Here is a 22,137-nt window from a genome sequence, read left to right on the forward strand (position 1 = left end):
GACGAGGCCGTTCCCGCCGACCAGGTCTTCGTCAAGGTGGGCTCGGGCATCGGCTGCGGCATCGTCTCGCGCGGCGAGCTGTACACGGGCAGCAACGGCTGGGCAGGCGACATCAGCCACGTCACCGTGCCAGGCGCGACCGCCGTGCCCTGCTCGTGCGGCCGCACCGGCTGCCTCGACGCGCTCGCCTCGGGCAACGCGCTCGTCCGCGAGATGCAGCTGGCCGGGCACGACGTCTCGACCGTCGAGGCGATGATCGACCTCGCCCGGGACGCGCACCCCCTCGCCACCGGCCTGCTGCGCGGAGCCGGCGTGATGACGGGCGGCGTGCTCGCGACCATCGTCAACTTCTTCAACCCCGACCGGCTCGTGCTCGGCGGCGTGCTGGCCGACTCGGACGTCTTCGTCGCCGGCGTCCGCTCGACCCTCTGGGCCGACTGCCTGCCGATGGCCACCGACCAGCTGCTCGTCGAGGTGACGCGGCACCAGGGCACGGGCGGGCTGCGCGGGGCGGGACGGGTGTTCCTCGACCAGGTGTTCTCGGTGCGCGGCCTGGCCTGAGCGCTGCGGGCTCGAGCTACACCCCCTGAACGGCGCTACGCCCTCCGTTCACGGGGTGCAGCGCCGGTTCGGGGGCGTAGCTCAGCGCGCGGGCCGCTCTCACCCGCCTGATCCGCGCGCACCCCCGCTCGCGCACGAGGGCGTGCGCGGGTTCCAGGGGTGCGCGTGCGGTCGGCCGATGTCCGTCGCCACCGTGTCGCATCGTGCAGGAAACGTCGCGCGAGGGTTCCTGCATCGTGCACGAGTCAGGACGATCGGTCCCCCCGCCGCGCGACTCAGGACAGATGTTCCTGAATGGGGAGAGAAGAGCGGGGCAGACGGACGCCCGTCGCCTAACGCCGGGACGCGGGACGCCGATAGTCCCCCGTGCAGAGGACATCACCGCTCCGCTGCACCACCCGACGATCCCCTCCGAGGAGGCCCCATGGGCGCGAACGAGCTGTCCGCGCTGCTCTGGCGTGAGCGAGAGCTGCTGGAGCTGCTGACCTTCAAGCTGGAGGAGGAGCAGCTGCTGCTCACCGCCGGCCGCACCCGCTGGATCGAGCACGCGACCCGCGAGGTCGAGCAGGTGCTCGAGCGCCTCCGCGAGGCCGGCCTGGCCCGTGCCGTCGAGGTCTCGTCGGTCGCCCAGGAGTGGGGCACGGACGAGGAGGCGCCCCTCCGCGAGATCATCGCCGCGGCTCCCGCAGGCCCCTGGGGAGAGATCTTCACGGCGCACCTGAGGTCGATGACCGACCTCACCGCCCGCATCGCGCAGCTGCGCGACGAGAACGAGCGCTTCCTCCGCGCCGCCGCCAGGGCGACGCAGGAGACCCTCGCCACGGCCGCCGACGCGGCAGCCGGCAGCATCTACGACGCCAGCGGCTCGGTCGGGGGCGCCTCGGCGTCGCGCGCCGGACGTGCCGGCGCGGGCGCCGCCTCCGGCAGCCAGGTCTCCGGCGGTCAGCTGTTCGACGGGCGGCTGTGATGGTCAGCACCTTCGGCAGCCTGCACACCGCCTACACCGGCCTCGTCGCCGCCCGCACGGGCATCGACGTGACCGGCCAGAACATCGCCAACGTCAACACCGAGGGCTACACGCGCCAGCGCGTCACGCAGGGCTCGGTCGGGGCCCCCGCCCGCGTCGGCCTCTTCAGCGCGGGCGTCGTGCCGGGACAGGGCGTCACGGTCGACGCGATCGCCCGCCTCGGCAACGCCGTCGTCGACGGCCAGGTCCGCGGCGCCGCGGCCGCCGCCGGCTACCAGTCGGTCCGTGCCGACGCGCTCTCGACCCTCGAGCAGGGACTCGGCGAGCCGCGCAGCACGGGCATCGCCGCCCAGCTCGGCGCCTTCTGGAACTCGTGGAGCGACGTCGGGAGCCACCCCGCCGAGACCGGCCCCGCCTCGGTGCTGCTCGGCCAGGCCAAGACCCTCGCCGCGAGCATCGCCTCCGGCCACCAGGCCGTCGAGGACCAGTGGAGCGCCACCCGCGGCACCGCCCAGACCCTCGGCGTCCAGCTGAACGACGCCGCCCGCCAGGTCGCCGACCTCAACGGCCGCATCCGCTCGGCCGTGCAGGACGGCACCAGCGCCAACGAGCTGGTCGACGCCCGCGCCCGCCTCACCGAGCAGATCGCCTCGATCGCCGGCGGCACCGTCCGCGACGCCGGCGACGGCACGGTCGACGTCCTGATCGGCGGCAACGCCCTCGTCAGCGGCACGACCGCGCGGAGCGTCGTCGTCAAGGGCGAGTTCGCGATGAGCGCCTCGACCGGAGTCACGGTCGAGTGGGCACACCGCCCCGGCGACGCCGTCGTGATGGACGGCGGCAGCCTCGCCGGAGCCGTCTCGCTGCTCGGCCCCGCGGCCGGCGGCCAGGGCGGCGCCCTCGCCGAGGCCGCCGCGTCGTACGACGCCCTCGCCACGCAGCTCGCGACGCAGGTCAACGCCGTGCACGCCGGCGGCGTCCGCGCCGACGGCCAGCCCGCCGGGCAGTTCTTCGCCCTGGCGCCCGGCGTCTCGGCGGCACGCGGCCTCACGGTCGTGCCGACCGGCGCCTCCTCGATCGCGTCGGGCGGCGGCGCGGGTGCCCTCGACGGCTCCGTCGCGCAGCGCATCGCGCAGATCGGCGTCGGCTCCGGCTCGCCCGACCGCGCCTGGTCGTCGATCGTCGCCGGCATCGGCGCCTCCGCCAAGAGCGAGATGGCGCAGTCGTCGCTCGCCGACCTCGCCGCGTCGTCGGCGAAGAACCGGCAGCTCTCGGGCTCGGGCGTGAGCCTCGACGAGGAGAACGTCTCGCTGCTCAGCTACCAGCACGCCTACCAGGGCGCCGCGCGCGTGATGACGGCCATCGACGAGATGCTCGACACGCTGATCAACGGCATGGGCCGGGTCGGGAGGTAGGGACGATGCTGACACGGGTGACGAACCAGATGACGGCGCTGCAGTCGCAGCAGCACCTGCAGGCGGGCTCCGTGCGCCTCGCCCAGGCGCAGGAGCGGGCCACCAGCCTCGACAAGCTGACCCGTCCCTCCGACGACCCCACCGCCACGGCCGAGGCCCTGCGTGTCAAGAGCCTGCAGTCGGCCCTCGCCCAGCACACCCGCAACGTCGCCGACGGCGACGGCTGGCTGAGCACGACCGACTCCGCCCTGATCTCGGCCGACTCGCTGATGGCAAAGGTGCGCGAGCTGACGCTCCAGGGCGCCAACGGCTCGCTGTCCCCGAACGCGAAGGAGGCGGTGGCCGTCGAGCTGGAGGGCCTCAAGGCCGACCTGCTGGGCGTCGCCAACACGAGCATCAACGGCCGCAGCGTCTTCGCCGGCACCTCGGACGCCGGGGTCGCCTTCCGGCCCGACTACAGCTGGACCGGCACCGCCGGCTCCAGCGTCACCCGCCGCATCGGGCCGGAGACGACCGTCGCGGTCGACTCGGACGGCTCCGCCGCGTTCGGCACCGGCGCCTCCTCCGTCTTCGCCCTGATCGACGACATCGCGACCAGCCTCCGCACCGGAGGCGACGTCGCGTCCCACCTGACCACCGTCGACGCCCGCGTGTCCGGCCTGCGCAGCGTGCAGTCCGACATGGGCGCGCGACACGCCCAGCTGCTGAGAGCCGAGGACACCCTGATGGACACGAAGGTCACGCTGGAGGCACAGCGCGCCGGGCTCGAGGACCTCGACCTCGGCCAGGCCGTGCTCGACCTGCAGCTGCAGAACAACTCGTACCAGGCCGCCCTGCAGGTCACCGCGAAGGTGCTCCAGGTCTCGCTGATGGACTTCCTCCGATGAGCGCCGTGACCGCCCCCGTGGCGTTCGTCGCGCCTCCCTTCGGGCTCGAGCCGCTGGTCGACTTCGTGCTCGACGAGGTCGAGGGCGCGACCGGCCTGTTCGCGCTGCGGGCGACGGACACGTCGTCCGAGGTCCGGCTCTACGTGCTCGACGCCGCCGTCCACCTGCCCGACTACTCGCCGGTGCTGACCGACGAGCAGACGACCGGGCTCGACCTGCACGACGCCGCGGAGGCGCTGCTGCTCGTCGTCGCGACCCCCGCGGCCAGCGGCATGACGGTGAACCTGCTCGCGCCGGTCGTCGTCAACACGCGCACCGGGGCCGCCGCGCAGCTCATCCTCGAGGGCCAGGACTGGCCGCTCCGCGCGGAGCTCGCCGCCCGCGCCTGAGCGCTGCTCACACGTCACGGTCCGGTGACGGACTCGTCACGGTCGTGCAACGATGCGCCGCACCCGTCGCTCGACCCGCTCCTCCTCGTGTCTGATTGAGGCACGAGGAGGCGCACGACATGACACGAGACCGGCCCCGACACCGGCCCGCCCGGCGCACGCACGCCGTGGTCGCCGCCGCGAGCGCCGCCGCCCTCGCCCTGCTGCTGGCCGGCTGCACCGGCGGGGACTCCTCGTCCACGAGCACGTCGTCCTCCCGTGCCGCGAGCGACGCCGCCGCGCCCGTCGAGTCGACGCCGGGCCCCGGCCCCGTCGCGCCGACCACCGACACCGCGGCCGTCCGCGTCGCCGACGACGCCGAGCCGACCGACGTCGCCACCGGCCTCGAGGCTCCCTGGTCGGTCGTGCGGCTCGACACCGGATCGTCGTTCGTGAGCCTGCGGGACAGCGGCCGCATCGTCGAGCTCACCGGCGACGGGTCGCTCCGCGACGTCGCGACCCTCGACGGGGTCGTCCACCAAGGCGAGTCCGGGCTGCTCGGCCTCGCGGTGCTCGCGGGGTCGCCCTCGTACCTCTACGCCTACCTGACGACCGCCGACGACAACCGGATCGTGCGGGCGCCCATCACCGGCGACCCGGGCTCGTACGGGCTCGGCCCCGTGGAGGACGTCTTCACCGGCATCCCCGCCGCCTCGAACCACGACGGCGGCCGCATCGCCTTCGGCCCCGACGGCATGCTCTGGGCGACCACCGGCGACGCCTCGGACGACACCGCCTCGCAGGACGAGACCTCGCTCGGCGGCAAGGTGCTGCGGCTGTCGCCGACCGGCGCCGTGCCGAGCGACAACCCGATGCCCGGGTCTCCCGTCTGGAGCCTCGGCCATCGCAACCCGCAGGGCATCACCTGGGACGCGTGGGGCGGCGGCTGGGCCGCCGAGTTCGGCCAGGACACCTGGGACGAGCTGAACTCGCTGGCCCCCGGCGCGAACTACGGCTGGCCCGAGGTGGAGGGGCGCAGCTCGGCCGGGTCGTCGGGCTCGGCCGGGTCGTCGGGCTCGGCTGAGTCGTCGGGGTCGGCCGGGTCGTCGGGGTCGTCGGGTTCGTCGGGGCAGTTCCTCGATCCGGTGCTGCAGTGGCGCACCGACCAGGCGAGCCCGAGCGGGCTCACGGCGGTCGGCTCGACCCTGTTCATGGCGGGGCTCGGCGGCGAGGTGCTCTTCGAGATCCAGGTGCCAGAGTCCGGCGAGGCGACGTCGACCGAGCGGTTCTCGGGCGACGAGTCCCTCGGGCGGATCCGTGACGTGCTGCCGGGGCCCGACGGCACGCTCTGGCTGCTGACGAACAACACCGACGGACGCGGAGACGCCCGCCAGGGCGACGACCGCATCGTCAGCGTGCCGCTGCAGCCGCTCGGCTGATCGCCGCGGGCGTCCTGCTCACGGGCCTGAGGACCACGACCGAATCCGAGAGGACGGTCGCAGAGCGCGCGCCGGACGGTCCGATCGGGGGCACTGCGGTTACCCTCGTACTCGATGAGCCAGCACGACTCGAACCCCGGATCAGCCACCGGCAGCACCCGCCCCCGCAGCGTGCCGCCGGGCTCCGACGCGCCCTCGGGCCGCACCTCCCGTCCGGTCCCCGGCGTCGAGCCGATCAGCCTCCGTGCCGCGGTCGACGTGCGGACCGCCGAGGCCCGTCTCGCGGCCCTCGGCCAGAGCCGCAGCACCTCCGCCCTGGGAGAGCGAGCCGACCTGCTCCGCACCCTCGGCCGCCTCGACGAGGCCCTGGCCATCGCAGAGGAGGCGTTCCGCCTCGCCCACTTCACCGGCGACCGTGCCGACTCCACGGCGGCGCGCATCCGTCGCGCCCACGTCCTCCGCGAGCAGGGCAAGCTCGAGCGGGCGCTCGGCGACCTGCACACCAGCCGCATCACCGCCTCCACCGAGGAGTGGCGCGTGCTCGAGGCCACCGCCGCCGAGCTCGAGGGCTACACGCTCTTCGACCTGGGCCGCCACGACGAGAGCGACGAGGTGCTCGCCGTAGCGCTGACGGCCTACGAGCAGGCCGGCGCCGCCCGCGACCGGCTCGACGCGCTCCGCACCGTGATCGACGGGCTGATGCGCGCCGCCCACGACGCGCCCGCGCACGCTCGAGAGACCGGCTCGATCACGCCGATCGGCCTGGCCCCGACGGGTGCCCACGCGGCCGTGGCCTCGCCGCCGGAGGAGGGCGACACGAACCCGACCGGTCTGCCCCGCGTCGACGGCGGGTCGGGCGCGTCGTCCGCGTCAGCAGGTCACGGCGAGCAGGGCGAAGGAGGCGGGCAGCAGTCCCCGACGGCCGCCGACTCGTTCGCCGGCCGGGCCCCCGCAGCTGCGCCTGCCGCCTCCTCGGAGCGCCCGGCTCCTCACGCCCAGGCTGCTCCCGCGGCGCAGGCGCAGGCGCAGGCTCCTGCCCCGATCGAGCCGGCCCTCGCCGCGGCGATGCGGATCGATCCTGGTGACGCGCCCGCCGCCTCCTCGGCGCCTGCCGCCCCGTCTGAGCCGGTGCTCGACAAGCCGTCGACCCGTGCCGACACGAGCCTCTGGGGCAAGATCTCGAGCCTCGCCGCGAACGCCGCCGGTCACCGTGACCGCGACGGCGAGCGTGCCGTCGTCGTCGACGCACCCGCGGTCGACGACGAGGGCGACGAGCCCCGTCGCGGCACGACCGGCGTCACCGGGGTCACGGGCGCCGTCGACGGACTCCCGCGCGACGACGAGCCGACCACCTGGCCGTTCCCGGCTCGTTGACCTGCGCGTCCTTGCTGCACGGCGCCTCCTCGTGACGCCTCTGCTGTGCCTGCGGCCGCTGCCCTCCGCGGGGCCCGTCGGGCGGCGAACCTCCGTGGATGCGACAAGACGACGGGGAACATCACGTCGTTTCGTCGCTCTCGCGTCGCCTCCCGGCAGCACAGCGTCCGTGACGACGCGCGCCGCGACCACGGCCGGGGACCGCTGACCGTGGCCGACCTCGAGCGGGTCCGGCGCTGGGCCGACGCCCTGATCGCCCTGCACCTCGACCCTGCCGTCTGGAGCTTCGGCTTCGACGCGGCCAAGACCCGTGCCGGGCTCTGCGACTACGGCAAGAAGCGGATCACCGTCTCGCGGCACCTCGCGGGGAGGTACGACGACGACGAGATCCACCAGGTGCTGCTGCACGAGGTCGCGCACGCCGTCGCCGGGTCGCGGGCGGGCCACGGTCCGCGCTGGAAGAGCGTCGCCACCGAGCTCGGCTACGTCGGCGGGCGCCTGCACGACGGGGCGATCGCGTCCGAGCTGGCCCCGTGGGTCGGAGTCTGCGCCGCCGGGCACGAGCACTTCCGCTACCGGGAGCCGAAGCGGCCCCTCGCCTGCGGCCGCTGCTCGCGCCGGTACGACCCGGCGCACCTCATCACCTGGACCAAGCGCGCGGTCTGAGCGGGCCCGCTCCCGCTGACTGCCCGCGGGCGGATCTGTCTCAAATTTGAGAGGGATCAGCGCCGGGGCGACCCAGGATCAACGCCTCTGGGTCACTGCCAGACCCGATCTGTCTCGCTTTGCTGCCGTGCGCCCGCCAAGGCCGCAGATGCCGACCGCAGCGCCACGCCACGCCCGGGATGCGGGTCCGCACGCGGCATGTCGCGCCTTCTCGGTCGGCATTTGCCGACCAGCCGAGACGAGGAGGCGCGGGCTGAGCCTCGTAACTAGCTAAGGTGGTCAGATGATGACTGGGCAGTGGCTGCGCTCCGACACCGGCACGCGCTGGTTCTTCGACTCGGGGGCGCTCTCGCTCGACTTCGCGTACCTCGGCGGCTTCCGCGCCGGCTCGCGCCTCGGCCCCGAGTCGGGTCTCGCGCAGCCGGCCGACGGCTCGTCCCCCTGGGACGGCCTCCTGCTGCCCGCCGACCTCGACGACTGGCTGGCCGAGCGCTTCCCCGGGCTCACCGGCGGAGCCTCCGACCGCGAGCTCGCCGACGCCCGCGGCCTGCGCGACGCGACGGCCCGACTCGCCGTCGCCGCCGTGGACGGAGCCGCGCCCGACCCCGACGACGTCGACATGCTCAACCTCTTCGCCGCCACGCCCGACGTGCCTCCTGCACTCGCCGGGGGACGCCGCCAGGCCGGCGCGGGACGGCTGCGGCTGGGCCAGGCGCTGGCCTCCGTCGCCCGCGACGGGGTGCGACTCTTCGACGAGGTGGGGTTCGGCGGCGGGGACGAGTCGCGCCTCCGTCGCTGTGCCAACCCGCTGTGCGGCCTCGTCTACCGTGACGAATCCCGCGCCCGGAGCCGCCGCTGGTGCTCGATGCAGCGCTGCGGCAACCGCGCGAAGGTGCGTGCGCACCGCGCGCGTCTCGCCGGCGACACGAGCACCGGCGGGGGCTCCGGCGCGAGCTCCGGCTCCGGTGCCGGAGCCGGCTCCGGCGCCTGACTGCCACCCGACCGCCCGACCGCCCACTCCCCGACGCCCACCTCCGTCGAGGGCGGGTCAGAACGCGCGAGGGCGGGTCCGCACGGACCCGCCCTCGACCACTTCGACCCGCCCTCGACACAGAGAGCGCGCGCCGCAGTCGCTACTCGACGACCTGCACGTCCTTCCAGAACGCGACGTAGCCGGTGTAGTCCTTGCCGACGCGGTCGAACGACGCGGGGATCGGCGTCGGGTAGCTCCACGCACGGTCCTGCAGCAGGGTGTCGCCGTCCTTAACGCTGAAGTACTGCGTGTCGCCCTTCCACGGGCAGTGGTACTGCGTGGGGCTCTTCTCGAAGAGCTCGTCGTTGACGCTCGCGGGCGGGAAGTACCAGTTGCCCTCGATCGAGATCAGCTCGTCCTTCGGGGCCTCGGCCACCACGGTGCCGTCGCTCAGAACTGCCTTCATCGTCCACTCCTCTGATCGGGGGCTCGGTCGGCCCGCGTGCTCAGCAGAACGCTACGCTCGCTCGCTCTGTTCCCCGTGCGAGCTGTGCGAGCCGTGCGAGCCGTGGGAGCCGTCCGCGGCGTGCGAGCCGTGCGAGTCCCCGCGAGGGCGGAGGGGCGCACGGTGCACCGTCGCGACGGCGACCGGTGTGCGGGCGGCGGCCAGCGCCTCCTCGTGCCCAGTCGCCACGACCTCGGCAGCGGACGAGGAGGCGGTCAGCAGATGGGACTGCGCGCCCCGCAACGAGACGGCGGCGGCGCACGCCACGGCGGCCTCGGGCGACGAGAAGTCGATGCCGGAGGCGGCGAGCGCGTCGACCACGGCGCCGGCGGCGAGGAAGTCCTCGACGGCGGACCGGAACCCGTCGTCGTCGAGCGCTCCCGCGGCGACGACGGCCACCACGGCGCGGTCGCCCCGCTCGGCCTGGCGCGCGAGCACCCGGCGGGCGACGTCGGCCGAGGAGGCGGCGGTCGCGTGCAGCACGAGGGCCGCGTCGTCCGCGACGGCGGCGACCGCGTCGAGCACGTCGGCCGTCGAGAGCAGGCCGTGCCCGTCGAGGACGTCGGCCACGACCACCACGTGCGCGCCGGGCGCGATGCGGGCCGCACCGGCCACGCCCTGGTCGAGCCGGACCTGGTACTTCGACTGCTGGGGGGCGGTCGTCTGCTGCGATGTCGTCTGCGGGGCTGTCACCTCCTCAGGGTAGGTCGGGGCGCCTCCTCGGCTGAGCGGATTGCGCTGCGTTACGCACGGCGTCGCCACCTCTGGCCTCTCACGATCCAGGACATCGCGACCCGCGCCTCCTGAACCGTGCAGGACTCAGGACCGCGAGTCCCCCCGCTGCGCGACTCAGGACCGAAGTTCCTGAATGAGGAGAGCCGAGCAGCAACGGCATCCGGCACGCGGCGCCCCCCGCCCAGCCCACGGGAGCAGACTCGTCCGCATGCACGTGCAGCTCAAGATCCGACTCGCCTGTCCCGTCGACGCCGCCTCCGACGCCCTGCGCGACCCGGCCGTCATGGTCGCCGTGACGAAGCCGCTGGTGCGGTACCGCTCGCTCGCGCCCGACGGCTTCCCCGACCGCTGGACGGAGGAGGCGCACCCCGTGACCGCGCACATCCTCGGCCTGCTGCCCCTCGGCGACACGCACGTCGACCTCGACTGGCACGAGCGCGACGGCGCGTGGATCCAGCGCGACACCGGCAAGGGCACCGCCGGCCAGTTCTCGCGGATGCGCATCGACCACCGCATGGCCGTGTCGCCCCTCGGCCCCGACGAGACCCTGCTGCGCGACCGGCTCGTCTTCCACGCCGGCCCGATCGGCGTCGCGCTCTGGCCGGGCCTCTGGCTCGTCTGGCAGTGGCGGGCGCTGCGGATGCGCGCCCTCGCGCCGGGCTGGCGGGCACCCGAGGCGCACCCGCGCCACGCGGGCTGAGCGCGACGGGCTGTCTGCCAGGGGCTGAGTGCTCCGGGCTGACTGCCGAGCGCCGAGGAGGCGCCTCCCGGTCCCCGAGGAGGCGTCCCGACTACCGTCGCCCGCGTGACCGACCCGACCCCCACCTCCTCGTCCGCCCCTGCCGCAGCCGCCTCACCCGACGCCGACGCCGACGCGACCGCGCCCCTCGTGCCCGACACCGACTCGGGCCTGGCGCTGGCCGCGTGGCGCCGGACGATCCACGGGCTGTACCGGCAGGTGCGCGAGGCGACCGACCTCGAGGCGGCGCACGACCTGTGGCGACGCACACGCGACGAGCTCTTCACGACGAACCCGGTCACGCCGCTGCTCCCCGAGGACAGGCCGCACTTCACCGGCCTCCCGACGAAGCCGTACGACGCCGCGTGGCGCTTCGAGGTGCCGATCCTGCCCGCCGAGCCGCGCCGCATGGTGGTCGAGACGGGCACCGACGGCGACGTGCCCTTCGACCGGGTCGGCCGCGTCGAGGTGCCGGGCGTCGGCTCGCTCGACGTGTGGCGGCTGCGCTCGTACGGGGGCGGCCTCTTCGTCCCCGTCGGGGACGCGCTGGCCGGCAAGTCGGGCGGTACCTACGGAGGCGGTCGGTACCTGATCGACTCCGTCAAGGGAGCCGACCTCGGGCCCGGCTCCGAGCCCGGCACGATCGTGCTCGACTTCAACTTCGCCTACAACCCGAGCTGCGCCTACGACCCCGCCTGGGCCTGCCCGCTCGCGCAGCCGGGCAACCGCGTGGCCGTCGAGATCCCCGTCGGCGAGCGCTACTCGGGGGCGCACTGACACACAGCCGGACGCGCGGCCGGACGCGCAGACCGACCTGTCCGATAGCGTGGCCGCATGACCGCGACGACGCCTCCTGACGGGCCCTCGGCCGCTGGCCCGCAGCCGTCCCCCTCCTCGCCCGAGGCCGTGACGGAGGCGCTGCTCGCCTTGGGCCGCGACGGCTCGCACCCGTTCACGGTCGCCGTCGAGGACGGCCGCGTCGTCGCCACCTGGGTCTACCGCGACGCCCGGGGGGCGCTCGGCCACAGCCGGATGGACTACCGCCTCCGCATCACGTTGCTGCCCGAGACGCACGAGTACACGCGGTCCGAGATCAAGACCGAGCGGAGCGGCGGCTCGGTCAGCGGCACCTGGTCGTTCAACTCGGCGAAGGTCGTCGGCCCGGTGAAGCAGACGCTCGAGGCGCACGGCTGGCAGCGGCGCCGCTCGGCCCTCGGCAAGGCCCTCGGGCGGCTCTTCTCCTAGGCCGGCGGGGCTGCCCGGCCCGCGCCTCCTCGGGTGCGCAGCCCGCGCCTCCTCGGGTGCCCGGCCCGCACCTCCTCGCGTTCTGCGACGAGTGCCGCTAAGCTGGTGTCACTTGCGAGTCGGCCCGACCGGCTCCCTGCGTCGTAGCACGCCCCTCCTCGCCTCTCGCCCTGGCACACACCCAGGCACCAACAGGCGCGCGAAGCTCACTCTGCGGCGAAACGATCGTGCACACCTGCACCGTCGCCACACCTCGAGCCCGGCTACGACAGCCGCTCACCGGCTCTGCACCGCCGTTCCCCGGAGCGCCCACGACGACATCGTCCAGGCGACCGAGACGCGTGGCCCGCAGCCTCGGCCCGGCTCGACACCTGCCCCTGAAAGGCACGCATGTCACTCACCACCGACTCCCCCGTCGTCCCGGCCGCCGACGCGACCGACGCCCCCGCCGTCTCGTTCGCCTCCCTCGGGGTCCCCGCCCCGATCGTCTCCGCCCTCGCGAAGGACGGCAAGGAGAACGCGTTCCCGATCCAGGTCGACACGCTCCCCGACACCCTCGGCGGACGCGACGTCCTCGGCCGCGGCAAGACCGGCTCGGGCAAGACCCTCGCCTTCTCGATCCCGATGGCCGCGCGCCTCGGCGGCAAGCTCGCCGGCGGCAAGCGCCGCCCGGGCCGTCCCCTCGGCCTCGTGCTCGCCCCCACCCGCGAGCTCGCCACGCAGATCGACGCCGTCCTCGCGCCGATGGCCGCCGCGTACGGCATGAACACCACCACGATCTTCGGCGGCGTCTCCCAGAACCGCCAGGTCCAGGCCCTCAAGTCGGGCGTCGACATCGTCATCGCCTGCCCCGGTCGCCTCGAAGACCTCATGAAGCAGGGCTTCATCAAGCTCGACGCCGTCGAGATCACCGTGCTCGACGAGGCCGACCACATGGCCGACCTGGGCTTCCTGCCCGGCGTCACCCGCATCATGAAGGCCACCCCGAACGACGGCCAGCGCCTGCTCTTCAGCGCGACCCTCGACAACGGCGTGGACAAGCTGGTCAAGCAGTTCCTCCACAACGAGGTGCTGCACTCGGTCGACGAGGCCAACTCGCCCGTCGCCGCCATGACCCACCACGTCTTCGAGACGCCCGACCTCGACAGCAAGAACGCCCTCGTGCAGAAGCTGGCCTCGGGCAAGGGCCGCCGCATCCTCTTCATGCGCACCAAGCACCACGCCAAGAAGCTCGCCAAGAAGCTGACCGAGGCCGGCATCCCCTCGGTCGACCTGCACGGCAACCTGTCGCAGCCGCAGCGCGACCGCAACCTCGCTGCGTTCCAGGACGGAACCGCCCGCGTGCTCGTCGCCACCGACGTCGCCGCCCGCGGCGTGCACGTCGACGACATCGAGCTCGTGATCCACGTCGACCCGCCCACCGAGCACAAGGCGTACCTGCACCGCTCGGGCCGCACCGCCCGTGCCGGAGCCGAGGGCGACGTCGTCACCCTCGTCATCCCCAGCCAGAAGCGCGACGTCGCCCAGCTGATGAAGAAGGCCGACATCAAGCCGACCACCACGGCCGTCACCACCTCCTCCCCCGAGGTCGCGGCGCTCGTCGGCGAGGTCGCCGCGTACGTGAAGCCCCTGCCGAAGTCCGCTGTGCAGCAGCAGGGCGGCGGCAACGGCGGAGGCGGCGGCGGTCGCTCGCAGGGCGCCAACGCCCAGCGCAAGCGCGCCGCCCGCCAGGACAGCACCGGCGCCCCCATCGCCCGTGCCGACCGCTCGGGTCGTCCCGCAGCCGGCGGCGGCCGTGCAGGAGGCGCGGGTCGCGACGGCGGACCCGCCCGCTCTGGCGGCCGTGACGGAGCACCCCGTGGCGGACGCGACGGTCGCGACGGTCGCGACGGCGGTCGCTCGCGCGACGCTGCTCCCCGCGGCGGCGCGTCGACGTTCTACTCGACCGAGTCGGGCCGTGGCGCGGTGACGCCTGCTCGTGACGGCGGCGCTCGTGACGCGGGCGGCCGCGACGGCGGCGCTCGCGACTCCGAGGCTCGCGGCACCCGCCAGCCCGGACGCCGCGCCCAGAGCGACGGCGGCCAGAGCCGCACGAACGCCGTGCGCAACGACCAGGCCGACTTCGCGGCGTCGCAGGGCGAGCGTTCGCAGGGCGGTCGCTCCGGCGGCGGCTCGCGTCGCGCCTCCTCGGACGGCGGTCGCCCCGGCGGCCTCAAGGTCGGCGGACTCGTCGGCGGCAAGCCGCGCAGCGGCGGCGGCCAGCGCGGCGGCCGCTAGGCCCCGCAGCACCACCTGCACCACCCACGCCCCCGGGCGGCGCCCACCGCGCCGCCCGGGGGCGCCGTGCTGCGCCCGCGCGTCCGAACCCGCGCGCCCGCGCGCTGCGCCCCGCCGCACCCGCGCGCCCGCACCCACCGAACCCGCGCGCCCGCCGCCCCGCCTCCGCGCGCCAGCCACCGCACCCGCCGAACCCGCGCGCACCCCCGAGCGCGCCCAGGGGTGTGCGCGGGTTCGAGGGGTCCGCGCGCGATCTCTTCCCCACTGGCCCTGGCGGTGAGCGCGCAGGCGCGCTTTGCTGGGCCAGGGCGCCCGTCCGGGCACCCGTGACGCCCGCCCGACCGGAGGCCACCATGCCCACGAAGATCACGATCATCTACGACAACCCCGTCGACCCTGACGCGTTCGAGGCCGGTTGGCCCGAATCGCTCGAGCTCGCCAAGGCCCTCCCCGGGCTCGAGCGACTCGAGTCCGGCAAGGTCTGGCCCAAGGAGGACGGCACCGCGACCCCGAAGTACCGCACCCTCGACCTGTACTTCGCCGACTACGACGCGGCGAGCGCTGCCGTGGCCGGCCCCGAGGCGGGCGCCTTCTTCCCGACGGTGTTCGGCCTGGGCGAGGCGGGCGTGACAGCCCTCTTCACGGACGTCGAGCCCGCCTAGCCGCCCCGCCCGGCCCGCCGGCCCGAGCTACACCCCTATCCGGCGCTACACCCCCAGAACCGAGGGGGTAGCGCCGATCCGGGGGTGTAGCTCGGGTTCAGCACACGTGCGCGGCCGCGAGCTTGCGCAGCAGCGGGGCGCCGCGGAACGCGTCGGACCAGTTCCAGCGCACGAAGGCCCGCACGCCCGGCATCGCCCGCAGCGCGTCCTCGCGGAGCTTCTCGTCGATGACGACCTGCTCCGGGCTGCGTCCGCCGCGCATCGCCGCGTCGCGGTACTTCACTTCGCCGTCGAACTCGCCGATCACTCCGCAGCAGGGCCACCAGAAGTCGACGATGCCCACGAGCGGCCCGATCGCCGGGAAGCGCTTCTGGAGCTCTGGCGGTCTCAGGCCCGCCGAGTGGATGACGACGCGACTCAAGGACTCGCCGGGCGACTCCGCTCCCGCCTGCGAGAAGGCGATGGAGGCGGCGGCCCGGCGGCTGCCCTGCACGCGTCCGCCCTCGGCGAGGACCCGTTCGAGGTCGGGCCGGCTGAACGCGCCGGTCGCGAGCCCGTGGTCGAGGACCACGACGCCGCCTCGAAGGTCGAGCAAGCGCGCCACGTCGACCGCAGCCCGCCGGGGGACGGCCACCCGCAGGCCCTGCACGGTGCTCACCTCGTCATCGTGGAGCTCCCCGGCGTGCTGATGCAGGTGTGCGCTCACCCGGTCGCGCGGACGTCGGGACGTGACGACGTGGACACGCGTCGGCCAGGCGCCCAGCAGCGGGAAGCCCGACACCGCCAGGGCCGACTCGCGCGAGACGACGACCTCGGGATCGAGTCGGGGCACGACGGCGTGCACGCGGGCCGCGTGCTGCTCGGAGGGTCTCAGCTCAGCCCAGTCATCAGACCTGACGTACGACCCCGGAGCCAGACGAAGCACCCGGCCCCGTCGAGCGTCGCGCTCCAGGGCAGAGCTGTCGCCCCCGTCAGCCACCACGTCTCGACGACGGATCAGCACCTCGGACATGTCACGCACGGCCCGAGCATGACGGAGGTCGCCCCGGGGCGCGACCCGCGCCTCCTCGGCTGTGGACAAGCAGCGAGCTACACCCGCGAACCCGCACTACACCCGCTGTTCTGGGGGTGTAGCGCTGGATCAGGGGCGTAGCTCGCGGGTGCTGCGCGCAGCGCGCTAGTGCAGCGCTACTGCAGCGCGCCGACCGAGGCGAGCGCGCTCCGCAGCAGCGCCCCGCGCCCGCCCTCCATCTCGCCGGCGACGTCGTCCGACGCGGCCTGGTGCGGCGTCAGCCAGGTGAGCTCGAGCGCGTCCTGGCGGGGGTCGCAGGTGCCGGTCACGGGCACGACGTAGGCGAGCGACACGGCGTGCTGGCGGGCGTCCGTGTAGACCGACGAGCCCGGCAGCGGGAAGTACTCGGCCACCTGGAACGGCACCGGCGACGGCGGCAGCTGCGGGAAGGCCATCGGCCCGAGGTCCTTCTCCAGGTGGCGGAACAGCGCCGTGCGCAGGCTCTCGCCGTACATCACGCGGCCCGAGACGAGCATCCGCGAGATCGACCCCTCCTCGGAGGCGCGCAGCAGCACCCCGACCTCGGTCACGACGCCCATGCCGTCGGTCCGCACCGGCACGGCCTCGACGTAGAGGATCGGCATGCGCTGCCGGATCGTGTACAGCTCCTCCTCGGACAGCCAGCCCGGGTTGGGGTCGCCGGGCGTGGGGTCGGGGGTCTGGACGGAGCTCATTGCCCCTGTCTACTAGGCCTTCGTCACGGTCGGGTGACGAAACGCGCTCCGGGCCCCGAGGAGGCGCGCGCCCGGTCGGCCCGTCTGGCAGGGTCGAGGCATGGTCACGATCGATCCCGCCCTCGTCCGCTGGTCCGTCGAGGAGCCCGACCGGGCCGGGCGGCCGCTCGTCGTGCTGCTGCACGGCGTCGGCTCGCACGAGGGCGACCTGATCGGCCTCGCCCCCTACCTGCCGCAGAACGTCGTGCTCGCCTCGCTCCGCGCCCCGCTGCCGCACGGCGACGGCTTCTCCTGGTACCCGCTCAGCACACCCGGCGCCCCGTCGGCCGGTGCGGTGGACGACGCCGCGGAGGCGGTCCTCACCTGGCTGGACTCGCTCGGCGACGAGCACCCCACGGTCAGCCTGCTCGGCTTCTCGCAGGGCGGCTCGTTGTCGCTGCAGCTGCTGCGGCACGCTCCGCGACGCTTCGAGTTCGCCGCGGTGCTGGCGGGCTTCGTCGTGCCGACCGCTCCGGACGCCGACCCCGACACGGCCGCAGCGGCCGAGGCTCGCGACGAGGCCCTCGCCGAGGTGCGTCCGCCCGTGTTCTACGGTCGCGGCGACGTCGACTCGATCATCCCGGTCGACGCGGTCGAGCGCACCTCGGCCTGGCTCGAGGAGCACGCCGACGCCGAGCAGACCGTCTACCCGGGCCTCGCGCACGGCGTCTCGCAGGAGGAGCTCGCCGACCTCGTCGCGTTCATGTCGCGCGTGACCGCCCCCGCCGTGCTCGACGGCGCGGACGAGGCACCCGTAGCCTGAGGTCCTCGCGAGAGACCCTCGCCCGAGGAGGCACCATGACCACGCTCGCCGTCACCGGGTCCGTCGTCCACCGGCACCGCGCCGAGCGAGGGGTCGTGCACCTGTCGCTGGTCGCCGAGGGCACCGACCGCGAGGCCGTCGTCGCCGAGGCCGAGGCGCTGCACGCACAGGTCGCCGAGCAGGCCACGGGGCACCGACGGCAGGGCGCCGCGACCTGGTGGAGCGCGCAGGACGTGACCGTGGGCCCCGTCGTCGAGCCCGTGCGCTGGGAGGCGGACGGCACCTCCTCGGCTCCCGACCCCGACCGCCCGACCCGGTTCAGGGCACGGTCGGTCGTCGTCGTGCGGTTCAGCGACTTCGCGGCCCTCTCGACCTGGGTGTCGGAGCTGGCCCGGCTCGACGGCGTGTCGATCGACGCGCTCGAGTGGTCGCTCAGCCACGACTCTCGCGCCGAGGCCGAGCGCTCCGCCCGCGTGGCCGCCGTGGCCGACGCGGTGACCCGGGCGGGCGACTACGCCGAGGCGCTCGGACTGCCCGAGCCCGTGCTCGTCGCCGTCTTCGAGCCGGGCCTCCGCCCCGGGGCGTCCGGCGGCGCCGCGACGCTCGGCCTGGCCCGTGCCGCGATGTCGCCCGCAGGAGGCGGCGGCGGCTTCGACCTCGCCCCCGCCGACATCGAGGTGCACGCCGAGATCAGCGCCGACTTCACGGCGTAGGTCCGCGGTCTCCTCACCTCCCCTGCGCCTCCTCATTCAGGAACTCCGGTCCTGAGTCACGCAGCGGGGGGACCGATGGTCCTGAGTCGTGCACGGATCAGGACGCGCGACCGCGGGTTTCCTGAATGTTGCCAAGGCCAAGGCCAAGGCCGTTGCCGAGACCGAGACCGAGACCGAGGCGCCGCTACAGCTTCTTGCTCCACACGCCCTCGTGCTCGAACGGCACGAAGCCCACGGCCTCGTTGACGTCGAGCATGGGCCGGTTCTCCTCGGCGTTGAAGGTGAACACGGCGGGGTGGCCGGGGCGCTCGGCCTGCAGCAGGTCGGTGGTGGCGACCTTGAGCAGCCAGCCGAGCCGGTGCCCGCGGTGCTCGCGCAGCACGAGGGTGTCCTGCTGGAAAGCCGGTCGCGACCGGTCCGCCGGCGCCTCCACCTGGCTGAACCCGGCGAGACGGCCGGAGGCGACGTGCTCGACGACCGCCGTGAAGGGGGTCCGCGGCCCGGACAGCGAGCGCTCCTCGGCGTCACGCCACCGCTCGGCGGTCCAGACGTCCTCCGGCTCGTCGATGCCGCCGGCGGGCGCGTCCGTGCTCATCCGCGTCTCGAGCGCGGCGAGGTCGTCGACCCAGCGCTCGGGCGAGCGGCCGACCCAGGTGTGCAGGCGGTAGGCGTCGCCCGCGGCCGACCGGGCGCGCTCGCGGATCGTGCCCAGCGCCTCCTCGTCCGGGGGCAGCGGCAGCCTGCTGCAGCGCATCACCTGGCCGAGCGCCCAGCCGCGCGCGAGCAGGAACCGCACCTCTCCGTTGTCGCGCGGCACCGACCCGGCGCCGGTGGGGGGAAGGAGGCGCGGCTCGGCCTCGCCCCGGGAGCGCACGTAGGCGATGGCCTGCGTCCGCCCCTCGGCGCGGGCGAGCTGCTCGAGGTGCTCGACCAGCAGCGTGCCGTGGCCGCGGCGGCGCGCCTCGGGCAGCACCGACACGTCGAACCAGGCGGTCGTGGCCGCGTCGCCCTCGCGCCGCGTCTCGTACCAGCCGACCGCGACGAGGCGGCCCTGCTCGCGCACCCCGAAGAGGCGGTGGTCGCTGTGCACGTCGTCGAGGAGGTGCGGGAGCTGCTCGTCGGGCTCCCAGGCGAGCTCGTCGGAGCCGATCGCCGCGCGCCGGACGGCGTTCTCGAGGTCGACCGCGGCGACGTAGTCGGCGGCGTGGGGCGCGTCGGGCGACACGGACGCGGGGAAGGGGAGCTGCTCGACTGTGGAGGTCATGACGGTCTCTCGGGCCGCGGAGGCGTGCGGCGGGGACGCGCCGCCCGGTCAGGGCAGCCGACCAGACTAGCTCGTGCGGACTCGAGTGCACCACCCCTCGCCCCTGGCCCTGTCGACAGGCGTAGACCAGGACCATGACCGACGACGACCTGCTCTCCCGTCACGACCTCGACCGCTTCGTCGACGCCCAGGAGGCGGACGGCACGTACGACCACGCGCTGCGGGAGCTGCGCGCCGGCCGCAAGCGGGGCCACTGGATGTGGTTCGTGTTCCCGCAGGTGGCCGGGCTGGGCACGAGCGAGACCTCCCGGCGCTACGCGCTCGAGACGGTCGGGGCCGCACGGGCGTTCCTCGCGCACCCGGTTCTCGGCCCGCGCCTCCTCGACTGCGTCGACGCCCTGCTCGAGCTGCCCGACGGGACCGTGGACGGTGCCGGCGCACCCTCGGCCGCGGACGTGGTCGGCGACGTCGACGCGATGAAGCTGCACTCGTCGCTGACGCTGTTCGCCCAGGCGGACCCGTCCGAGCAGCGCTTCGCACGCGCGCTCGAGCGGTTCTTCGCCGGGACGCTCGACCCGGCGACGCTCGAGCGCCTCTGACCGGTCCGACGGGTCCGACGGTTCCGACGGGTCCGTCAGGTCCGCAGATGCAGGGATGGAGCTCGCGGTGCGAGCGGCCGGCAGGAGGTGCGGTGCAGCCTGCCCAGGTCGCGCCGCGCCTCCGTCGGTACGCTCGATCGATGAGCATCGTCATCGCCGGCTGCGGCGACCTCGGCACCGAGACCGGCCTGCGGTTCGCCGCCGAGGGGCACCGCGTGGTGGGCCTGCGTCGCCGCTCGGAGGTCCTGCCCGGGCAGCTCGAGGGCCGCGCCGTCGACCTCCGCGCCGAGGTGCCCGTGATCGATGACGACGCGACCGTCGTCGTGGTCGCCCTCGCCGCGGGCAGCCGCGACCCCGACGAGTACCGGGCGACGTACGTCGACGGGCTGGCCCACGTGCTCGACGGGATCGAGCGGTCGGCGGCCGACCCGCGCCTCCTCGTCGTCTCGTCGACGGCGGTGTACGACGTCGAGGACGGCGGCCTCGTCACCGAGGAGTCCCCTGCGACGGGCGGCACCCCCACCGCCGCGGTGCTGGTCGAGGCGGAGGAGCTGCTGCGTGAGCGCGCGCCGCACGCGACGCTGGTGCGGCTCTCCGGCATCTACGGGCCGGGGCGCGAACGCCTGATCGAGCAGGTGCGGAGCGGGTCCGCGACGCTCGCCGAGACCCCCGGCACGTCGCCGCACACCAACAGGATCCACCGGGACGACGCCGCCGCAGCCCTCGTGCACCTCGCCGGGCTCGCGATGGTCGGGCCGATCTACCTCGGCACCGACGACGAGCCGGCGCGGCTCGACGACGTCCTGGAGTTCCTGGCCGCGGAGCTGGGCGTGCCTGCTCCTCGGCCCGCGCCTCCTGCGGGGCGACAGGCGGGCGGGGACAAGCGGCTCTCGAACTCGCTGCTGCGCGGGACGGGGTTCACGTTCGCCTACCCGACCTTCCGCGAGGGGTACCGGGCCGTGCTCGCCGGCGAGGGCACGCGCTGGGCGTAGGGCCGCGCTGGGCGTAGGGCCGCGCTGGGCCTCGAACGCGAACGCGGATCACTCTCGAATTCGAGAGCGATCTGGGCGCCGGGGCTCGTAGGAGGCGGCAGAACGGCCCCCCCGGGGCGGGATCTGTCTCCGATTGCGACAGCGACGTGAACGACGACGTCGGCACCTCCGTCGCGGACGCTGGCGGTCACGCCCTGCAGCCCGCGCGCGACGAACGGCCCGCCCCGCAGCAGCGGGACGGGCCGGCGACGACCGCAGGAGGTGCGGATCAGTGGATCGGCGTGCCGCCGGTCACGGCGATGGTCTCGCCGCTGATGTAGCTCGACTCCTGGCTCGCCAGGAACACGAACGACGGGGCCAGCTCGACGGGCTGACCGGGGCGGCCGTAGGCGGCCTCCGACCCGAAGGTCTCGATCTTCTCGTTCGGCACGAACGCAGGCTGCAGCGGGGTCCAGACGGGGCCCGGGGCGACGCCGTTGACGCGGATGCCGCGCTCGGCGAGCTGCTGGGCCATGGCGCGCGTCCAGTTGGCGATGCCGGCCTTCGACACGGCGTACTCGGCGAGCGAGGGCGACGGCTGGAAGCCCTGGATCGACGAGCAGGTGAGGATCGACGCACCCGGCTTCAGGTGCGGCGATGCCGCCTTCGTCAGCCAGAACAGCGGGTAGATGTTCGCCTTCAGCACGTGGTCGAGCGTCTTCGTCTCGAAGTCGTCGATGCTGTCGACGGTCGGCATGACCCCGGCGATGATCGCGAGGATGTCGAGGCCGCCGAGCTCGGCGACGGTCTTCTCGACCACGTCGACGTTCGTCTGCTCGTCCTGCAGGTCGCCGGGCAGCAGCACGGCGGTGCGGCCGGCGTCGCGGACGAGCTGGGCGACCTCCTCGGCCTGGGCCTGCTCCTCGGGGAGGTAGCTGAGCGCGACGTCGGCCCCCTCACGGGCGTAGGCGATGGCGGTGGCGCGGCCGATGCCGCTGTCGGCACCGGTGACGAGGGCCTTGCGGCCGGCCAGGCGGCCGCTGCCGACGTAGCTGGTCTCGCCGTGGTCGGGCTCGGGCTTCATCGCGTGGACGTCGCCGGGCGCGGACTGCTGCTGCGGCTCGAAGGGAGGCTGGGGGTACTGCTCGATGGGGTTCTGGGGCGTGTACATGTTGTCGGCCATGTTCCCGGTCTACGCCAGCGCGGCTGCCCGGCTGGTCAGGTCGCTG

General features: G+C 74.3%; 24 protein-coding genes. 18 read left to right on the forward strand and 6 right to left on the reverse strand.

The features are described from left to right. The 9 genes from JOE35_RS00005 to JOE35_RS00045 all read left to right on the forward strand — a co-directional run. A partial coding sequence (locus tag JOE35_RS00005; protein WP_209559274.1) for an ROK family protein occupies positions 1-561 on the forward strand: 561 nt, incomplete at its 5' end. A gap of 424 nt (positions 562-985) precedes the next feature. Further along, a complete protein-coding gene (locus JOE35_RS00010; protein ID WP_209559275.1) occupies positions 986-1,528 on the forward strand; it encodes a flagellar protein FlgN in 543 nt (180 codons plus the stop codon). Further along, positions 1,528-2,943 (forward strand): flagellar hook-associated protein FlgK, encoded by a 1,416-nt coding sequence (gene flgK, locus JOE35_RS00015; protein WP_209559276.1) that lies wholly within the window; start codon positions 1,528-1,530, stop codon positions 2,941-2,943. The genes JOE35_RS00010 and flgK overlap by 1 nt, the downstream gene beginning before the upstream one ends. Before the next feature lie 17 nt (positions 2,944-2,960). Further along, positions 2,961-3,830 carry a flagellar hook-associated protein FlgL gene (gene flgL / locus JOE35_RS00020; RefSeq protein ID WP_307802862.1) on the forward strand — a complete coding sequence of 290 codons (870 nt, stop codon included), beginning with the start codon at positions 2,961-2,963 and terminating at the stop codon, positions 3,828-3,830. After that, a complete protein-coding gene (gene fliW / locus JOE35_RS00025) occupies positions 3,827-4,219 on the forward strand; it encodes a flagellar assembly protein FliW (protein ID WP_209559278.1) in 393 nt (130 codons plus the stop codon). The genes flgL and fliW overlap by 4 nt, the downstream gene beginning before the upstream one ends. Before the next feature lie 119 nt (positions 4,220-4,338). Then, positions 4,339-5,637 carry a sorbosone dehydrogenase family protein gene (locus JOE35_RS00030; RefSeq protein WP_209559279.1) on the forward strand — a complete coding sequence of 433 codons (1,299 nt, stop codon included), beginning with the start codon at positions 4,339-4,341 and terminating at the stop codon, positions 5,635-5,637. 114 nt (positions 5,638-5,751) lie between these two features. Next, positions 5,752-7,011: a tetratricopeptide repeat protein gene (locus JOE35_RS00035; RefSeq protein WP_209559280.1), complete on the forward strand. Its 1,260-nt coding sequence runs from the start codon at positions 5,752-5,754 to the stop codon at positions 7,009-7,011. A 210-nt stretch (positions 7,012-7,221) separates the two neighbouring features. Then, positions 7,222-7,677, forward strand: coding sequence for a SprT-like domain-containing protein (locus JOE35_RS00040; RefSeq protein WP_209559281.1), 456 nt, complete (start codon positions 7,222-7,224; stop codon positions 7,675-7,677). Positions 7,678-7,960: 283 nt separating this feature from the next. Continuing rightward, a complete protein-coding gene (locus JOE35_RS00045) occupies positions 7,961-8,668 on the forward strand; it encodes a CGNR zinc finger domain-containing protein (protein WP_245186007.1) in 708 nt (235 codons plus the stop codon). A gap of 142 nt (positions 8,669-8,810) precedes the next feature. On the opposite strand, the gene JOE35_RS00050 is transcribed toward JOE35_RS00045, so the two are convergent. Both JOE35_RS00050 and JOE35_RS00055 read right to left on the reverse strand, forming a co-directional pair. After that, the gene (locus tag JOE35_RS00050) at positions 8,811-9,116 is read right to left on the reverse strand and encodes a DUF427 domain-containing protein (protein ID WP_209559282.1); all 306 of its coding nucleotides are present in this window, start codon (positions 9,114-9,116) and stop codon (positions 8,811-8,813) included. Between the two features lie 51 nt (positions 9,117-9,167). After that, the gene (locus JOE35_RS00055; RefSeq protein WP_209559283.1) at positions 9,168-9,848 is read right to left on the reverse strand and encodes a hypothetical protein; all 681 of its coding nucleotides are present in this window, start codon (positions 9,846-9,848) and stop codon (positions 9,168-9,170) included. A gap of 250 nt (positions 9,849-10,098) precedes the next feature. On the opposite strand from JOE35_RS00055, the gene JOE35_RS00060 reads away from it, so the two are divergent. From JOE35_RS00060 to JOE35_RS00080, 5 genes are all read left to right on the forward strand, one after another. Beyond that, positions 10,099-10,590 carry a hypothetical protein gene (locus tag JOE35_RS00060; RefSeq protein ID WP_209559284.1) on the forward strand — a complete coding sequence of 164 codons (492 nt, stop codon included), beginning with the start codon at positions 10,099-10,101 and terminating at the stop codon, positions 10,588-10,590. Between the two features lie 210 nt (positions 10,591-10,800). Then, positions 10,801-11,406, forward strand: coding sequence for a DUF1684 domain-containing protein (locus tag JOE35_RS00065; RefSeq protein ID WP_209561767.1), 606 nt, complete (start codon positions 10,801-10,803; stop codon positions 11,404-11,406). Positions 11,407-11,463: 57 nt separating this feature from the next. Continuing rightward, positions 11,464-11,874, forward strand: coding sequence for a hypothetical protein (locus JOE35_RS00070; protein ID WP_209559285.1), 411 nt, complete (start codon positions 11,464-11,466; stop codon positions 11,872-11,874). Between the two features lie 390 nt (positions 11,875-12,264). After that, positions 12,265-14,151 carry a DEAD/DEAH box helicase gene (locus JOE35_RS00075; RefSeq protein WP_209559286.1) on the forward strand — a complete coding sequence of 629 codons (1,887 nt, stop codon included), beginning with the start codon at positions 12,265-12,267 and terminating at the stop codon, positions 14,149-14,151. A gap of 353 nt (positions 14,152-14,504) precedes the next feature. Next, complete coding sequence (locus JOE35_RS00080; protein ID WP_209559287.1) at positions 14,505-14,813, forward strand: EthD family reductase; 309 nt, start codon at positions 14,505-14,507, stop codon at positions 14,811-14,813. A 97-nt stretch (positions 14,814-14,910) separates the two neighbouring features. Here JOE35_RS00080 and JOE35_RS00085 read toward each other — a convergent pair whose 3' ends face one another. Together JOE35_RS00085 and JOE35_RS00090 are read right to left on the reverse strand one after the other, a co-directional pair. Then, on the reverse strand, positions 14,911-15,645 hold the full coding sequence (locus tag JOE35_RS00085) for a hypothetical protein (RefSeq protein WP_209559288.1): 735 nt from the start codon (positions 15,643-15,645) through the stop codon (positions 14,911-14,913). 356 nt (positions 15,646-16,001) lie between these two features. Further along, a complete protein-coding gene (locus tag JOE35_RS00090; protein WP_123547605.1) occupies positions 16,002-16,559 on the reverse strand; it encodes an NUDIX hydrolase family protein in 558 nt (185 codons plus the stop codon). A 100-nt stretch (positions 16,560-16,659) separates the two neighbouring features. Between JOE35_RS00090 and JOE35_RS00095 the strand changes: the two genes are divergently transcribed. Both JOE35_RS00095 and JOE35_RS00100 read left to right on the forward strand, forming a co-directional pair. Then, positions 16,660-17,361: an alpha/beta hydrolase gene (locus tag JOE35_RS00095; RefSeq protein WP_209559289.1), complete on the forward strand. Its 702-nt coding sequence runs from the start codon at positions 16,660-16,662 to the stop codon at positions 17,359-17,361. 35 nt (positions 17,362-17,396) lie between these two features. Continuing rightward, the gene (locus JOE35_RS00100; protein ID WP_209559290.1) at positions 17,397-18,074 is read left to right on the forward strand and encodes an SIMPL domain-containing protein; all 678 of its coding nucleotides are present in this window, start codon (positions 17,397-17,399) and stop codon (positions 18,072-18,074) included. Positions 18,075-18,258: 184 nt separating this feature from the next. On the opposite strand, the gene JOE35_RS00105 is transcribed toward JOE35_RS00100, so the two are convergent. Next, positions 18,259-19,338 (reverse strand): GNAT family N-acetyltransferase, encoded by a 1,080-nt coding sequence (locus JOE35_RS00105; RefSeq protein ID WP_209559291.1) that lies wholly within the window; start codon positions 19,336-19,338, stop codon positions 18,259-18,261. Positions 19,339-19,472: 134 nt separating this feature from the next. Here JOE35_RS00105 and JOE35_RS00110 point away from each other — a divergent pair, with 134 nt between their 5' ends. Together JOE35_RS00110 and JOE35_RS00115 are read left to right on the forward strand one after the other, a co-directional pair. Then, on the forward strand, positions 19,473-19,937 hold the full coding sequence (locus JOE35_RS00110; protein ID WP_209559292.1) for a DUF1810 domain-containing protein: 465 nt from the start codon (positions 19,473-19,475) through the stop codon (positions 19,935-19,937). A gap of 140 nt (positions 19,938-20,077) precedes the next feature. After that, entirely contained in the window at positions 20,078-20,929 is an 852-nt protein-coding gene (locus JOE35_RS00115) for an NAD-dependent epimerase/dehydratase family protein (protein ID WP_209559293.1), read from the forward strand. Positions 20,930-21,197: 268 nt separating this feature from the next. Here the strand turns inward: JOE35_RS00115 and JOE35_RS00120 are convergent, their stop codons facing one another. Continuing rightward, positions 21,198-22,091, reverse strand: coding sequence for an SDR family oxidoreductase (locus JOE35_RS00120; protein WP_209559294.1), 894 nt, complete (start codon positions 22,089-22,091; stop codon positions 21,198-21,200). Between the last annotated feature and the right edge of the window lie 46 nt (positions 22,092-22,137).

It is taken from the genome of Frigoribacterium sp. PvP032, from assembly GCF_017833035.1.
GTDB lineage: Bacteria > Actinomycetota > Actinomycetes > Actinomycetales > Microbacteriaceae > Frigoribacterium.

Excerpts from the sequence above, each read along its gene's own strand:
- JOE35_RS00120 (WP_209559294.1), bottom strand. The coding sequence starts at position 22,091 with ATGGCCGACAACATGTACACGCCCCAGAACCCCATCGAGCAGTACCCC.
- JOE35_RS00050 (WP_209559282.1), bottom strand. The coding sequence starts at position 9,116 with ATGAAGGCAGTTCTGAGCGACGGCACCGTGGTGGCCGAGGCCCCGAAG.
- JOE35_RS00035 (WP_209559280.1), top strand. The coding sequence starts at position 5,752 with ATGAGCCAGCACGACTCGAACCCCGGATCAGCCACCGGCAGCACCCGC.
- JOE35_RS00110 (WP_209559292.1), top strand. The coding sequence starts at position 19,473 with ATGACCGACGACGACCTGCTCTCCCGTCACGACCTCGACCGCTTCGTC.
- JOE35_RS00010 (WP_209559275.1), top strand. The coding sequence starts at position 986 with ATGGGCGCGAACGAGCTGTCCGCGCTGCTCTGGCGTGAGCGAGAGCTG.
- JOE35_RS00105 (WP_209559291.1), bottom strand. The coding sequence starts at position 19,338 with ATGACCTCCACAGTCGAGCAGCTCCCCTTCCCCGCGTCCGTGTCGCCC.
- JOE35_RS00070 (WP_209559285.1), top strand. The coding sequence starts at position 11,464 with ATGACCGCGACGACGCCTCCTGACGGGCCCTCGGCCGCTGGCCCGCAG.
- JOE35_RS00115 (WP_209559293.1), top strand. The coding sequence starts at position 20,078 with ATGAGCATCGTCATCGCCGGCTGCGGCGACCTCGGCACCGAGACCGGC.
- JOE35_RS00100 (WP_209559290.1), top strand. The coding sequence starts at position 17,397 with ATGACCACGCTCGCCGTCACCGGGTCCGTCGTCCACCGGCACCGCGCC.
- JOE35_RS00080 (WP_209559287.1), top strand. The coding sequence starts at position 14,505 with ATGCCCACGAAGATCACGATCATCTACGACAACCCCGTCGACCCTGAC.
- JOE35_RS00075 (WP_209559286.1), top strand. The coding sequence starts at position 12,265 with ATGTCACTCACCACCGACTCCCCCGTCGTCCCGGCCGCCGACGCGACC.
- fliW (WP_209559278.1), top strand. The coding sequence starts at position 3,827 with ATGAGCGCCGTGACCGCCCCCGTGGCGTTCGTCGCGCCTCCCTTCGGG.
- JOE35_RS00090 (WP_123547605.1), bottom strand. The coding sequence starts at position 16,559 with ATGAGCTCCGTCCAGACCCCCGACCCCACGCCCGGCGACCCCAACCCG.
- JOE35_RS00030 (WP_209559279.1), top strand. The coding sequence starts at position 4,339 with ATGACACGAGACCGGCCCCGACACCGGCCCGCCCGGCGCACGCACGCC.
- JOE35_RS00060 (WP_209559284.1), top strand. The coding sequence starts at position 10,099 with ATGCACGTGCAGCTCAAGATCCGACTCGCCTGTCCCGTCGACGCCGCC.
- JOE35_RS00045 (WP_245186007.1), top strand. The coding sequence starts at position 7,961 with ATGATGACTGGGCAGTGGCTGCGCTCCGACACCGGCACGCGCTGGTTC.
- flgK (WP_209559276.1), top strand. The coding sequence starts at position 1,528 with ATGGTCAGCACCTTCGGCAGCCTGCACACCGCCTACACCGGCCTCGTC.
- JOE35_RS00095 (WP_209559289.1), top strand. The coding sequence starts at position 16,660 with ATGGTCACGATCGATCCCGCCCTCGTCCGCTGGTCCGTCGAGGAGCCC.